The organism is Halarcobacter mediterraneus (assembly GCF_004116625.1).
In the GTDB taxonomy this organism is placed as follows: Bacteria; Campylobacterota; Campylobacteria; order Campylobacterales; family Arcobacteraceae; genus Halarcobacter; species Halarcobacter mediterraneus.
Genome location: NZ_NXIE01000001.1, coordinates 29713 through 43584 on the forward strand (window position 1 = coordinate 29713; position 13872 = coordinate 43584).

A 13872-nucleotide genomic window follows, 5' to 3' on the forward strand; every position below is an offset into this window, starting at 1 on the left:
TTGGAATTAGTAATTATTTTAATATTTTTAGCAGCAATTTTCTTTTTAGTTTTATATTTTAGTTCTTCAGATAAAAAAGAACATAAATCTCAAGCTATAAAAAAAGAAGAACTTATTTTAAAATATGAAAAAGAGATGAAAGAACTTGTAGATAAGTACAAAAATAATAATGAAGAATTATCAAAACAAAAAATACAATATTTAAAAAAAGCTAGTAATGAACTTCATAATAATATCTTTTTTGATGAGTCTGAGGCAAAAGCTTTAATCAAAAAACTTGCTTCTTTTTAATTAGAATTCTGCACTAGCTATCCAATTATCAGGCTCTTCTAAAAATACAACAATTTCTTCTAAAATTTTTCTATGTTTTGTTTCTTCATTTGCAATTTGGATAAAGATTTCTCTTTCTTCTTTATTATCAATCTCTTTAGATTTTTCAATATAAAAGTTATGGGAATTTTCTTCTCTAGCAATAGCATCCTTATAAAATCTTATTTGTTCTTTGTTAAAGTTTATATTGTGTTTCTCTTGTTTTAAAGTTTCAAAAATAGTTTTTGTATCAGTAAGTAAATTTAATTCATTTAAATTTAATTTCTCTTTTTTCATCATATCTTTGAAAATATTATAATGTTTAACTTCTTCATCTGCAAGCATAGAAAAAATTCTTTTTAATCCTGGGTTTGGTGACATGGAAGCTAATTCTCTGTAATAAGCCTCACCTTCTTTTTCTACTTTCATTGCATATTGATAAACATTCATTTTATTTCCTTTATAAAAAATAATTATAATTACTTAATAATATCAAACTATATTACATAAAGTCAATTTTATTCATAAGCTTCACAAGTAGGAGGAAAGTTTTCAAAAGATTTTTTTATTGAATTATTAATAGAGTTTTTATATTTACTTGTTTGAGAAATTGAAGCAAATTGTATAAAGTCTTCTGCCCATTGTAAAGTTTTTTCTTTTTTATAAATAAAAGCAACATTTTTATTGAGTTCAAATTTGCATCTTCTAAAGATAGTTTGAGCATAATTATTTATATAAATAAACTCTTTAGGATTGATTTTCTCTCCCCAAGCGAAAAATACAAACTTTCCTTTAGGGATTATATTTTTACAATCTAAATACATAATATCTCTATCAAATTCAGTATTTTGCTGAGAATAATAAATTTCTAAATCTGAATCAAATTTCATTAATAATGATGATGCATCTATATTTTTTTCAACTAAATTAAATAAGTTTATGACTTCAACTATTTTACCTTCAAATTTATTTTTCATAGCCTGCTTAAAGATTGTTAAATAGTTTTCAATTTTTAATTCTACTAACTCATCATATTTATCAAAGTCTTGATTTAGTAAAAATGTATTGGAATCACAATCAATAGGTGTAACTATTGGACTATATAATATAATTGTTCCAATAATATTCTTTTTTTTATCTTTGTTTGTTTTAATTAATTGTTTAAATTGTTTAGTATCAATTTCTTCATCTTCTTTATTAAGATAAAGATAACTAGAAGTCAAAAAAACTTCTTCATATTTTGTTTCTAATACTCCAAAATACTGCATATATTTCCCTTGTTTTCAATTGTGTTATAATATCCTAAGCTTGCTCATAATTATGTTAAAGAAGTCAAAAGCTTAAATAAGACTAAAATACTCCTATTTGTTTTATAGACTAGTTTTTTGTTAAGAATCTTCTGTTAAAATTTCTCTACATTAAAAAATTTTGATGTAAACTACACAGCCAAAACGCAAATTGAGAGTAACTTAAGTATTTATTCTTCTCCTTCGCTAAAGTTACTCTCTTTTTGTTTATTAACTAAATTCAAGTATTTTTTCTAATTGTTCTAATTTCTTAATATGATAAGTTGCTTTAGAAAAATCATGACTTTTAGTAAATTCATTATGAACTATAATACAATCAATTCCTGCATTATAGGCAGAACTTAGTCCTCTTTGGGAATCTTCAACCACAATTGTTTCTTCTTTTTTTGCATTAAATCTTTTTAATCCTGCTAAATAAGGATCAGGGTAGGGTTTTGCTCTTTTGTATTCTTCAACACAAAGAGTAAAATCCATAAAATCTACAATGCCTCTATTTTTATGAATTAAATCAAAATCAACTCTTCTTGAGGTTGTAATAATTGCCATTTTATAATTTTTTGCTAGGTCATTTAATATCTTTTGAACATTTGGGATTTCTATATTTTTTGTTAATAAAAAATCTTGATAAATTAAATCTCGTTTTTCTCTTTGTTTATCAACAATATTTTGAGCTATATTTTGTTCAAAGGCTAATTCCCAAGCTGTTCCACCTCTAGCCATAATTTCTAAGTATCTATCTAGTTCAAGAGTTATTCCTACTTCTTTTAAAGCTAAAACATTAGCTTCATAGTACCAGTTTTCAGTTTCTACTAAAACTCCATCATTATCAAAAAGTATAAACTTTTTCTTCAAATTTTACCTATCATCATATTTTTCAAACTCTTCATCATAGAAACAACCAAGTTGGCAGTGTGTTACTTTTATATCTGAATTATTTATTGTTGATCCAACTTTTCTTAGGCTTGCACCTTTATCTCTTGCAGTATACCAAGCTATTTCACATTCAACTTTTTTTTCTTGAGCAAAGTTTTTAGATAATTTATCATATATGTTATCATCAAGTTGTGAAAATTTAATTTTACCAAAAACACCCAATTCACAGTTTGTAATTTTAATATTCATTGATTTTGTTACTTCTGCCATATCTTTTGGTTTCATACCAATAAGTCTAGCTACTTTAAATGCTTTTAGACATGAAAGTTTACCATCTTCATCTAAGTTTGTCAGCAACAAGTCTTTTTGAACATTGTCAAGTTTTTTCATCTTCGTTTTAGTACCTTAAAAGTTTTTTTGGATTATACAATTATAACATAACATTTGTGTAGCAATTGTCATAAATGTATAACTTTTATACTTAAAATATAAAATAAATGAATTAAGAAAACAGAGCAAGGAGAGACGCTCTGTTTTAAAGGAGACAATTCACAAAATATTAAAAAAAGTAGTTAAGTTTACTTATTTAATATTTAAATTATATAGGCTGAATATTAACAAGGAAGAAACAAAAAGTTAATAAGAAATTAATGATTTTCTAATAGTTCCCATTTACTTTTTGGTGCAGTATAATTTTCAAAATTCTCATAAATATCTTCTATTTTATCACTAACAATAATTGAGTTATAATGCTCTTTTAACATAAAACCTTCCTTTACTGCATTTTTTAAAAAAAGAAGTAAGTTATCATAATAGTTGTTTATATTATAAAAAGCACAAGGTTTAGATGAATATCCTACTTGAATAGAAGTAAGTATTTCAGATATTTCTTCTAAAGTTCCACAACCTCCAGGATAAGCTATAAAAGCATCAGCTAAGCTTTCCATCTTTTCTTTTCTTTCTCTCATTGTATTTACTTTATATATATTTAAAAGTTTTTCATTTTCTAATTCTTTTTTGGCTAAATCATGAGGAATTACTCCATATACATTAATTCCTTTTTCTAAAGCTGTATTTGATATTATGCCCATTAATCCAGCTTTACTTCCTCCATACACAATGGAACAATCTTTTTTACTTAAGAACTTTACCATTTGTATAGCCTCTTGTTCATATATTTTGTTTTTACCAAAATTTGAACCACAATAAATTGCAATATTCACTAAATAATTCCTTTCTTTTTATTTTCATAAGGTTTAAATAGAATTAATAATCTTGGAAGTAAAAGGATATCTGAACTTAAAACTGTAACCATTACAACAACAGTTAATAAGCCAAAATATATAGTAGGAATTAAATTTGATAATACAAGAATAGAAAAACCTATAATTATTACAAGTGAGGTATAAGTCATTGCATAACCAATACTTTCATGGGATCTTTTCATTGCTTCAATATAATTATGGTCTTTTTTATACTCTTCATGAAATCTATGTATATAGTGAATTGTATCATCAACTCCTATACCTATAGAAATTGCTGCAATTGTAATAGTCATAATATCTAAAGGAATTTCAAGCCAGCCCATTATCCCAAAGATAATAGAAATAGGAATTATATTTGCTAAAAGAGCAATAATAGCAATTTTAAAAGACCTAAATAAAATTAAGAACATAATAAAAAGTATACTTATAACAAAGCCTAAAGTTTTTATTTGAGAATCAAATAATGATTGAAGCATATTATTATATAAAATCATTAAATTTGATAATCTAAATTCCACATTGGAACTATTTATTACTTCAGGAAGTTCTGTATTGATTTTTTTTATAAGTTCATCTCTTCTTAACTTTGGATTTGAATCAATAATTCTGGTATTTATTCTTGCTTGATTATGTTCAATATTTATATAAGGACTTAATATCATTTTTTTATATTCTTCTGGTAATTCTTTATATAGTAGTGCTAAACTAATACCATCTAATTCTTTATTATTATTTAAAGTTTTTCCAACTTTTAAAAGAGTAGCCAGAGATTGTACTTTACCTATTTCTTCAATGTTTTCAAGATAATTATGAACTCTTAGTATAGTGTCCATTTTATCTTTTGTAAACCAGTATTGTTCTTCATCTTTAGTTTGCGCAAATTCATCTTCAAATGAGGAAAATTCATCGTCAACTACAGGTTCATCAATTTTTTCTTCTTTCTTATCTTTAAAAGTTATTATTATATCTAAAGGGGTTGTCCCTCCTAATTTTTCATCAATAACTTTCATTCCTTTATAAATTTGTGTTGATTCTTTAAAATAGTTAATGAAACTATTTTCTACAAGAAGTTTTGATGCCCCTGTTAGAGAAAAAAACATAAGGATTGCTGCTATTAATATAATCATAGAACCTTTTTTCTCAACGGCTTTTTTACAATAAGAAATTAAATTTAATTTGAGTTTAGGTGTTTTATTGATATCTAGTTTCTTTAATAAAATTAAAATAGTTGGGAATACAATAAATGAAATAAATAAAGATATTAAAATACCTGTACTCATCATCCATCCTAAATTTTTAACTGGTTGGATACCTGATAAAACTAAAGAACCAAAACCAGCAACAGTGGTAATAATTGCAAAAAATGAAGGACTTAATTTTGATAATAAAGTAGTAATTACTAGTTTGTATTGACTTGCATGTTTATATTTTCTATTTAACTCATTGTATCTTACAATTAAGTGAAGAACTATAGAAATTGTAATTATTAGTTGTAATGCAATAAAATTTGAAGATATTACAGTAACTTCCCAAGAAAAATATCCTAATGCACCTGTTGTAGAAATAACTGATAAAGTACAAATAAATAATGGAAGTAAAATCCAAATAACTTGTCTAAAAATAATCCATAAAACTATCATAAGGATAACAATTAAAGATGAACCATATATTATTAGGTCATTTTTTACAAAGCTGATTATATCATCAGCAATCATATTTACTCCACCTAAAAATAGTTTCCCTTCATTTTCATATTTTTCTATTATTTTTCTAATATCTTGAATATCTTTGTTATTTTGTTGCCTTTGTTCATCTCTAAATTTCTTAAATTCTATTTCTATCTTTTCTAATTCATTTAATTCTTTTTTTGTAATAGAATTTGCTTTCTTTTTTTCTAAAAGAGTGTTTCTTTTTTCAATAAAATCAAAAAATTCTTCATTTATTTTTAAATTTAATACTATAGCTGTTGTCTTAAAGTCTTTACTAACTAAAGAATCTCTATATATCTCTGAATTTAAAAACTCTTTTTTTACTAATTCTTTATTGACATCTTGATTGTTTTCAAGAGTTTTAATATTTCCAATCAATTTAGATATTTCTTGAACAGGTGATTGAAGTAGGGGAACATTTAATATTGAAGTTATTGAGGCAATATTTTCAATTTGTAAAAAATCATCTGAAATGTTTTTTATTATTTTAAGTGTTTTTTCTGATAATAAGTCATCTTTAGGTGTAAAGGATACAATTAAAAAATCTGGATTGTGATATAGTTTTGATACTTCCCTTGAAAATTGTAAATCCTTATCATTTTCAAGAAGTAAAGTTTCAGCAGAAGCATCAATTTCTAACTTAGTAGAATAATAAGCTAAAAAAGCAATCCCTATTAGTAAAAAAACTAAAGATTTAACAGGGTGCTTAATTACGGAAGAATCAAATACTTTTTTTATCATTAATTTTATTTTTTAGGTTGTTTACAAGCTCATCAAAAGTTTTATCTTTTAGAAATCCTGCAAATTGTTGTCTATATGTTTGGATAATACTAACACCTGCTAAAGACACATCGTAAATTTTCCAATCTTCTTTAGTCTTTTGATAAAATTTATAGTCAATCTGATAATTATCACTTTTACCTACAATCTCTGTATTTAAAATAGCTCTATTTTTTTTAGGCTCTTGTAAGCCTATGATTTTTACTTTTTCATTAGTATATAGATTTAACTTATCAATATATGAGTCTTTTAAGACTTTTTCAAAAAGTTTTATAAAGTTATTTTGTTTGTTAGAATCTAATTCTTTCCACTTTTTACCTAAAGATAATCTTGACATTAATTCATAATCAAAGTTTTCATTCATTATTAAAATAATTTCTTTAGCTTTTTCTTCATGAGTAAGTTTATTCTGTTTTAAAATATTTAAAACTGCTTCAATATTTTTACTCATAGTAGATTTTATTTCATCTTTTGTTATTGAAAAAAGAAGTGTTGTTGATATAATAAAAGATATAATATATTTTTTAAGCATTAGTTATTCCTTTATTTCTTTTTCTCTTTTTTGATTATATGTATCTCTTAAAAATGGATATAAATCAATAGCATCTTTTGTTAAAGTTTCATATCTATTTGGATTTAAAGAGGTATCATTAATTACATTTGTAATTGATAAAATATATTTTTCTCTATCTTTAACTTTGAAAACCTTATCGTCATAAACATTTGATGTAGTTAAAGGATTAACATATCCATCAGCAAGTAAACCTATTGTATCTCTTAAATTAGAAGGTCCAAAAAATGGTAATACTAGATGAAAGCCTTCTCCTATACCGTAGTGTCCTAATGTTTGTCCAAAGTCTTCTTTTTTTGCATAAAGTTGTAGCTCTTCTGAAGCAGGGTCCATAAAACCAGCTAATCCAAAAGTTGTATTAACTGCAAATCTTCCTAACTCTTGTAAGGCTGAATCAAATTTTAGTTGCAAAATATTGTTTACAAATCTAATAGGAAATGTTAAGTTATTAAAAAAATTTGAAATTCCAACTCTTGCTGTTTCAGGAACAACAATTGCATATCCTTTTGCAGTAGGTTCTAAAATATTTAAATAAAAAAAGTCATTAAAAGATGTCATTGCTCGATTATAACCAGATAAAGGGTCAAACTGTTTTTTTTCTTCAATGATAAATTCATTAGAAAAGTCATCATTAAAATTGTTTTCTTCTATCTCTTGAGCGAAACTGATATTTAGTATTATAAAAAAAAGAACAAATATTTTTTTCATTTTTAATTTTCCTTATTAATAAAAGCTATGATTATAGCTAAAAATTATATTCAAAAGCTTAATTAAAAAGATTATTATTCATTATTTCAATAAATTGTAAAGGATCTACAAGAATAGAATGAACTCTTATTGAAAAGTGAAGATGTGGTCCTGTGCTTCTTCCTGTATTACCACTTAGTGCAATAACTTCACCTTGCTTTACAAAATCTCCAACTTTAAAGTTCATTTTACTTAAATGATAATAACAAGAGTAAATCCCTTGCCCATGGTCAATGATTATAGAATTACCTGCATAAAATCTATTTTTTGCCAAAACAATTTTTCCATCATTTGTTGCTTTTATAGGTGTCCCTACAGAGGCCCTAAAGTCAGTACCACTATGATAGGATTTTAGTTTTCCATTATAAACTCTTTTTCTCCCAAAATCACTAGTGATTTTACTATTTAAAGGGTATATGAATTTTTTATTTATATATGATAAATTTGTTTTTTTATTATATATATTCATCGCTTCTTGATATTCAATATTAGTTCTTTTTTTGTTTTTTTCATTTAATGTGACTTTTGAACTATCAACATTTATAACTTCACTTTTATATTTACCATCAATAACAGTAATAGGAATCCCTTTAAAAATCTTTTTGTTTTCTTTTATATAGGATATTATTATTTTATAGTTTTTAAGTTTTTTATAGTAAGAGATAGGTACTATTGCATAATAAGTATCATCTTTTAATTTATTAAAATCTATATTGTGTTTATCTAATGTTAATTTAGGCTCTGAAATATTTTTTTCTTTTAGTTTTATGAGTATAGTATTTGCATTTTCTACAGTCTTATTAAAAGTTAAAATAGTAGCCCCTAAATAGAGGTTAATAAAAATTAATATTAAGCTTATCTTTTTCATAAAACTAATAATATCAAAAAAATATTATTATTCTCTTAGAGAATTGTTATAACAAAAAGGATATAATACGCGAAAAATAAAGAATAATATTAAAAATGGAGTAATTTATGGGTAGAGCCTTTGAATATCGAAAAGCAGCAAAAATGAAAAGATGGGGAAATATGTCAAGGGTTTTCCCAAAACTAGCAAAAGCAATCGAAATTGCAGCAAAAGCTGGTGGTGGTGATCCAGAAATGAACCCAGCATTAAGAACAGCTATTTTAAATGCAAAAGCACAAAATTTACCAAAAACAAATATTGAAGCAGCTATAAAAAGAGCAACAGGAAAAGATGCAAAAAATTATACGGATGTAAACTTTGAAGGAAAAGGTCCTCACGGAGTACTTGTATTTGTAGAATGTGCAACAGATAATAATACAAGAACTGTTGCAAATGTTAAAATGCATTTCAATAAAAATGGTGGACAAGTTGTTCCAACAGGTTCTTTAGAATTTATGTTTGATAGAAGAGCTATTTTTGAATTTGATAAGCCTGATATAGATTTGGAAGAATTAGAATTGGAATTAATTGATTCTGGGCTTGAAGAACTTGAAGAAGAAGATGGATTATGTATAGCACTTGCTGATTATACAGATTTTGGAAATATGAATACAAAGTTTGAAGAACTTGGAATTGAACTAAAAAAAGCAGAATTAAAAAGAATCTCTAACAATCCTCAAGTATTTACAGAAGAACAACAAGAAGAAATAGGTAAACTACTTGAAAAACTTGAAGATGATGATGATGTTCAAGCAGTATTTACAAATATGGAATAAGTAAAAGATATTGGCATTTGAAAAAGAAAACTATATCATATAACAAGTTTATTACAAATACTATATTAATTTCAATAAGTGTAGTTGTTGTTTTATTTGTTATATATGGTACTTATATTCAATCAAGTAGTATTGAAAAAAGTATTAGAAATGATGCAAAAGTTGTATCTAGTTTAGTTTTCCAAAATTTATACACTGTAATGAAAAATGGTGGTGACAAAGAAAATATTAATCAAATGATATTAGAGTTAGAAGAATCTATCCCTGATATTGAAATTAAGATTTTAAATCCAGATTCTTTACCAAAAGATTTTAAAGTAAATAGAGAGAATCTAAAAGTATCTACTCATGTTAAAGATGGACAATATGTTGAATTAAAATCTTCGATATATTATAAGGAAGAGTGCTTATCTTGTCATCAAAAAGTTAAAATAGGTGATTTAGCAGCTGTGACTCAAATAGATTATCCTATTTTAAATTTAAAAATATCTCTTAAAGAAATAGTTTTATTAACTACTTTTTTATTTTTGATAACAATAACTGTATTTTTTTCAATATGGTATATGTTATTAAAGAAATATTTCGTTCAACCTATAAATAGTTTAATTGAACAAATAAAAAAGATTACAAGCCATGAAGATTTAGAAAATAAAGTTTATATTGATACTTCTTTAAAAGAAGTAAAAGAATTAGAAAAAACTTTTAATGAACAAAATAAAAAGATTGTAGAATCATATAAAGATTTGGAATATATTAGTAATACAGATTCTTTAACTAAAGTTTTAAATAGAAAACGTTTTGATGAATATTCAGAAATGCTTTCTAAAACTTGTAAAAGATACAATAAAATCTTTTCTTTAATGTTAGTAGACCTTAATGGCTTTAAACTTATAAATGATACTTATGGTCATCATATTGGAGATGAAATTTTAGTTTTATTTTCTACTCTTGTTAAAAGTACAATAAGAGAAACTGACCAGTTTTTTCGTACAGGGGGAGACGAGTTTATAATTTTATTTCCTAACACAGAAATAGAAAATATTCAAATTATTATAGATAAAATCAATGATAAATTTGAAGAAACACCTTATAGTAAAAAAGATTTAAAAATAATAATTAGTGCTTCTTTTGGTGTTTCTCAATTTGGTATAGATGGAGTTGATATTGACCAATTAAAGGCAGTAGCTGATGAAAGAATGTATAAAGATAAACAAAAAAACAAACAAAAAAGAAGTTAAATTTTTATAACATAAATTCCTTCAAAGTCTACACATACGGTTTCCTTCTCAATAATTTGAGATTTAATTCTAATAGAGGCACTTTTTTTTAGTTCTAGTTTTTCTTTTAATTTATAAATTTCTTTTTCATCTGGTAAAGTTGTTATACAAGTAAAATCTTTTGTTACAGGTGCTCTATAAGATATATTACTTTTTATAATTGCTATCATGCTATTTTCTAGACCTACTATCTCTTTAACTTTAAGATAACATACGCTCCAAGCTGATATTGTAACAATAGTACTTAAACTTCCTGCAAAACCAGTTAGCTTATCATTTATGTTTGGTTTTAATGGTGCACTTGTAATCAAATGTTTTTTTGTAATTTTATTAATTTTAAGTTGCATAAATTTTGTTAGTGGTATTTCATCATGTAATTTATTTTCAAGTTCAACAAGCATAAAAAATCCTTTATTTTTTTTATATAAAAAAATTATGTACAAAGTTTAAATTTATGTACAATTATTGTACAAAGACAAAACTTTATGATGAGGGTCTTTTTCTATTTTTTATATATACATTATTATAGCAAAACTATAAAAAACTTAACTTTTTTAGGAAAAAACAAGAGATATTTATTACTTTTAGTAACTTTTAATCTTAGAATAAAAAATTGTCTAATGATTTACAAAAATTGTACAATTAACTAAATAAACATTGTGGTATACTATAATAACAAATTTAATAGGAGATGTAGATGAGTTTATTAGCTACTTATAAAGCACATACAGAGGAAAGATTAAACGAAGGTGGATTACCACCATTAGCATTAACTGCTGAAGAAACTGCTGAGCTTGTAGAATTACTAAAAGCTAACCCAGTTGAGGAAGCGGAATATTGCTTAGAATTATTTAAGAATAAAATTAACCCAGGTGTTGATGATGCAGCATATGTAAAAGCAGCATTTTTAAATGACATCGTACAAGGTAAAGTTGCATGTTCAGTTATCTCTAAAATAGAAGCAATTGAAATTTTAGGAACAATGATGGGTGGATTTAATGTTTCTCCATTAATCGAAGCATTAAAAGTTGAAGAAGTTGCAGAGGCAGCTGCTACACAATTAAAAAATACAATCTTAGTATATGATGCATTTAATGATGTAAAAGACTTAATGGATGCTGGAAATGCAAAAGCTAAAGAAGTTATTGAATCTTGGGCAAATGCAGAGTGGTTTACAAATAAACCAGCATTAGAAGAAGAAATTAAATTAACTGTTTACAAAATTCCAGGTGAAACAAATACAGATGATTTATCTCCTGCAACTGTTGCATTTACAAGACCTGATATCCCATTACACGCAACTGCAATGTTGCAATCAAGAATGGAAAAACCATTAGAAAAAATGGAAGAATTAAGACAAAAAGGTAATCCTTTAGCATATGTTGGTGATGTTGTTGGTACTGGTTCTTCAAGAAAATCAGGTATTAACTCTGTTCAATGGCATATGGGTAGAGATATTCCAGGTGTTCCAAATAAAAGAACTGGTGGTGTTGTAATTGGTTCTATTATTGCTCCAATTTTCTTCAATACTGCAGAAGATTCAGGATGTTTACCAATTGAAGCTCCAGTTGATGAGTTAGAAACTGGTGATGAAATTATTGTTAAGCCTTACGCTGGGCAAATTACTAAAAATGGTGAAGTAGTTTCTGAATTTAAATTAGCTCCAAATACTATGACTGATGAAATGAGAGCAGGTGGTAGAATTCCTTTAATTATTGGTAAAGGTCTTACTGCAAAAGCAAGAGAAGTATTAGGATTAGGAGCTTCAGATATGTTCTTAGCTCCTGAGCAACCAGCTGATTCTGGAAAAGGTTTTTCTCAAGCACAAAAAATGGTTGGTAGAGCTTGTGGTATTGAAGGTGTTAGACCAGGTATGTATGTTGAACCAATCGCAACTACTGTTGGATCACAAGATACAACTGGACCAATGACAAGAGATGAGATTAAAGAACTTGCGGCATTATCATTTGGTGCTGATATGGTTATGCAATCATTTTGTCATACAGCAGCTTATCCAAAACCAGCAGATATCAAATTAAGACATACTTTACCTGATTTCATTAATTCAAGAGGTGGTGTTACACTTAAGCCAGGTGATGGTGTTATTCACTCTTGGTTAAATAGATTATGCTTACCAGATACAGTTGGTACTGGTGGAGATTCACATACAAGATTCCCAATTGGTATTTCATTCCCAGCTGGTTCTGGTCTTATTGCATTTGCAGGTGTTACTGGTATGATGCCATTAACTATGCCAGAATCTGTATTAGTTAAATTCAAAGGTGAAATGCAACCAGGAATTACTTTAAGAGATTTAGTTAATGCTATTCCTTATCAAGCAATTCAAGATGGATTATTAACTGTTCCTAAGAAAAATAAAAAGAATGTATTTGCGGGTACAATTATTGAAATTCAAGGTTTACCACAACTTAAAGTTGAGCAAGCATTTGAATTATCAGATGCAGCAGCAGAGAGATCAGCAGCAGCTTGCTCTGTTCAATTAGATAAAGAACCAATTATTGAATACTTATCTTCAAATATTGCATTAATTGAAAAAATGATTGAAGAAGGTTATGAAGATTCTAGAACTCTTCAAAGAAGAGCAGATAAAATGAAAGAATGGTTAGCTAACCCAGAATTAATTCAACCAGATGCTGATGCAGAATATAAAGCAGTAATTGAAATTGATTTAAATGAGATTAAAGAGCCAATTTTAGCTTGTCCAAATGATCCAGATGATGTTGATACTTTATCTAACATTTTAGCAGATTCAAATAGACCAACTGAAAAAATTGATGAAGTATTTGTTGGTTCTTGTATGACTAATATTGGACTATTTAGAGCACTTGGTGAAGTTCTTAAAGGTGAGGGTGAAGTTCCAGCTAAATTATGGGTTGCTCCTCCAACAAAAATGGATGAAGCTCAATTAACAGAAGAAGGATATTATGCAATTTTTGCAGGAGCTGGTGCAAGATTAGAAATGCCAGGTTGTTCTTTATGTATGGGTAACCAAGCACAAGTATCTGAAGGTTCTGTTGTATTCTCAACAAGTACAAGAAACTTTGATAATAGACTTGGTAAAAACTCAAAAGTTTATTTAGGTTCTGCAGAAATGGCAGCAGTATCTGCACTTCTTGGAAGACTTCCAACTGTAGAAGAGTATATGAAAATCGTACCTAATAAAATTACTGAGAAAAACAAAGATGGAGTTTATAAATACTTAAACTTCCACCAAGTAACTCCTGAACAATTAACTGGATTAATGACATCTAGATAATAATTAAAATAAAAGAATAAAGAGTTTTCTCTTTATTCTTTATTTATTAAACTCTCTTCTCTTATGAATATTCA

The 13872-nt window shown here is 26.3% G+C and carries 14 protein-coding genes; 4 read left to right on the forward strand and 10 right to left on the reverse strand.

What is annotated here, in order from left to right; genetic code table 11:
• The gene (locus CP965_RS00140) at positions 1-291 is read left to right on the forward strand and encodes a hypothetical protein (protein WP_129060003.1); all 291 of its coding nucleotides are present in this window, start codon (positions 1-3) and stop codon (positions 289-291) included.
• Here CP965_RS00140 and CP965_RS00145 read toward each other — a convergent pair whose 3' ends face one another.
• The 9 genes from CP965_RS00145 to pgp3 form a co-directional block, all read right to left on the reverse strand.
• On the reverse strand, positions 292-759 hold the full coding sequence (locus CP965_RS00145; RefSeq protein ID WP_129060004.1) for a ferritin family protein: 468 nt from the start codon (positions 757-759) through the stop codon (positions 292-294).
• Positions 760-827: 68 nt separating this feature from the next.
• A complete protein-coding gene (locus CP965_RS00150; RefSeq protein WP_129060005.1) occupies positions 828-1577 on the reverse strand; it encodes a hypothetical protein in 750 nt (249 codons plus the stop codon).
• Between the two features lie 249 nt (positions 1578-1826).
• Positions 1827-2468 (reverse strand): HAD family hydrolase, encoded by a 642-nt coding sequence (locus tag CP965_RS00155; protein ID WP_129060006.1) that lies wholly within the window; start codon positions 2466-2468, stop codon positions 1827-1829.
• Positions 2469-2471: 3 nt separating this feature from the next.
• Positions 2472-2879, reverse strand: a complete 408-nt coding sequence (locus CP965_RS00160) for a ModE family transcriptional regulator (RefSeq protein ID WP_129060007.1) — start codon at positions 2877-2879, stop codon at positions 2472-2474.
• A gap of 257 nt (positions 2880-3136) precedes the next feature.
• A complete protein-coding gene (locus CP965_RS00165) occupies positions 3137-3712 on the reverse strand; it encodes an LOG family protein (RefSeq protein ID WP_129060008.1) in 576 nt (191 codons plus the stop codon).
• Positions 3712-6204: an efflux RND transporter permease subunit gene (locus CP965_RS00170; RefSeq protein ID WP_129060009.1), complete on the reverse strand. Its 2493-nt coding sequence runs from the start codon at positions 6202-6204 to the stop codon at positions 3712-3714. Before CP965_RS00170 ends, CP965_RS00165 begins: the two co-directional genes overlap by 1 nt.
• Positions 6185-6775: a Tgt2/MlaC family protein gene (locus tag CP965_RS00175; protein WP_129060010.1), complete on the reverse strand. Its 591-nt coding sequence runs from the start codon at positions 6773-6775 to the stop codon at positions 6185-6187. Before CP965_RS00175 ends, CP965_RS00170 begins: the two co-directional genes overlap by 20 nt.
• 3 nt (positions 6776-6778) lie before the next feature.
• Positions 6779-7522 (reverse strand): MlaA family lipoprotein, encoded by a 744-nt coding sequence (locus CP965_RS00180; protein WP_129060011.1) that lies wholly within the window; start codon positions 7520-7522, stop codon positions 6779-6781.
• A 58-nt stretch (positions 7523-7580) separates the two neighbouring features.
• A complete protein-coding gene (pgp3, locus tag CP965_RS00185; protein WP_129060012.1) occupies positions 7581-8429 on the reverse strand; it encodes a peptidoglycan metallopeptidase Pgp3 in 849 nt (282 codons plus the stop codon).
• Positions 8430-8536: 107 nt separating this feature from the next.
• Here pgp3 and CP965_RS00190 point away from each other — a divergent pair, with 107 nt between their 5' ends.
• On the forward strand, positions 8537-9244 hold the full coding sequence (locus CP965_RS00190) for a YebC/PmpR family DNA-binding transcriptional regulator (protein WP_129060013.1): 708 nt from the start codon (positions 8537-8539) through the stop codon (positions 9242-9244).
• Between the two features lie 17 nt (positions 9245-9261).
• Positions 9262-10482 carry a GGDEF domain-containing protein gene (locus CP965_RS00195; RefSeq protein ID WP_129060014.1) on the forward strand — a complete coding sequence of 407 codons (1221 nt, stop codon included), beginning with the start codon at positions 9262-9264 and terminating at the stop codon, positions 10480-10482.
• On the opposite strand, the gene CP965_RS00200 is transcribed toward CP965_RS00195, so the two are convergent.
• Positions 10479-10922 (reverse strand): YiiD C-terminal domain-containing protein, encoded by a 444-nt coding sequence (locus CP965_RS00200; RefSeq protein WP_129060015.1) that lies wholly within the window; start codon positions 10920-10922, stop codon positions 10479-10481. The two genes, CP965_RS00195 and CP965_RS00200, sit on opposite strands and share 4 nt — an antisense overlap.
• A gap of 296 nt (positions 10923-11218) precedes the next feature.
• Between CP965_RS00200 and CP965_RS00205 the strand changes: the two genes are divergently transcribed.
• The gene (locus CP965_RS00205; RefSeq protein WP_129060016.1) at positions 11219-13798 is read left to right on the forward strand and encodes a bifunctional aconitate hydratase 2/2-methylisocitrate dehydratase; all 2580 of its coding nucleotides are present in this window, start codon (positions 11219-11221) and stop codon (positions 13796-13798) included.
• The last annotated feature ends 74 nt before the right edge of the window (positions 13799-13872 follow it).

Excerpts from the sequence above, each read along its gene's own strand:
- CP965_RS00145 (WP_129060004.1), bottom strand. The coding sequence starts at position 759 with ATGAATGTTTATCAATATGCAATGAAAGTAGAAAAAGAAGGTGAGGCT.
- CP965_RS00150 (WP_129060005.1), bottom strand. The coding sequence starts at position 1,577 with ATGCAGTATTTTGGAGTATTAGAAACAAAATATGAAGAAGTTTTTTTG.
- CP965_RS00160 (WP_129060007.1), bottom strand. The coding sequence starts at position 2,879 with ATGAAAAAACTTGACAATGTTCAAAAAGACTTGTTGCTGACAAACTTA.
- CP965_RS00170 (WP_129060009.1), bottom strand. The coding sequence starts at position 6,204 with ATGATAAAAAAAGTATTTGATTCTTCCGTAATTAAGCACCCTGTTAAA.
- CP965_RS00175 (WP_129060010.1), bottom strand. The coding sequence starts at position 6,775 with ATGCTTAAAAAATATATTATATCTTTTATTATATCAACAACACTTCTT.
- CP965_RS00180 (WP_129060011.1), bottom strand. The coding sequence starts at position 7,522 with ATGAAAAAAATATTTGTTCTTTTTTTTATAATACTAAATATCAGTTTC.
- pgp3 (WP_129060012.1), bottom strand. The coding sequence starts at position 8,429 with ATGAAAAAGATAAGCTTAATATTAATTTTTATTAACCTCTATTTAGGG.
- CP965_RS00190 (WP_129060013.1), top strand. The coding sequence starts at position 8,537 with ATGGGTAGAGCCTTTGAATATCGAAAAGCAGCAAAAATGAAAAGATGG.
- CP965_RS00200 (WP_129060015.1), bottom strand. The coding sequence starts at position 10,922 with ATGCTTGTTGAACTTGAAAATAAATTACATGATGAAATACCACTAACA.
- CP965_RS00205 (WP_129060016.1), top strand. The coding sequence starts at position 11,219 with ATGAGTTTATTAGCTACTTATAAAGCACATACAGAGGAAAGATTAAAC.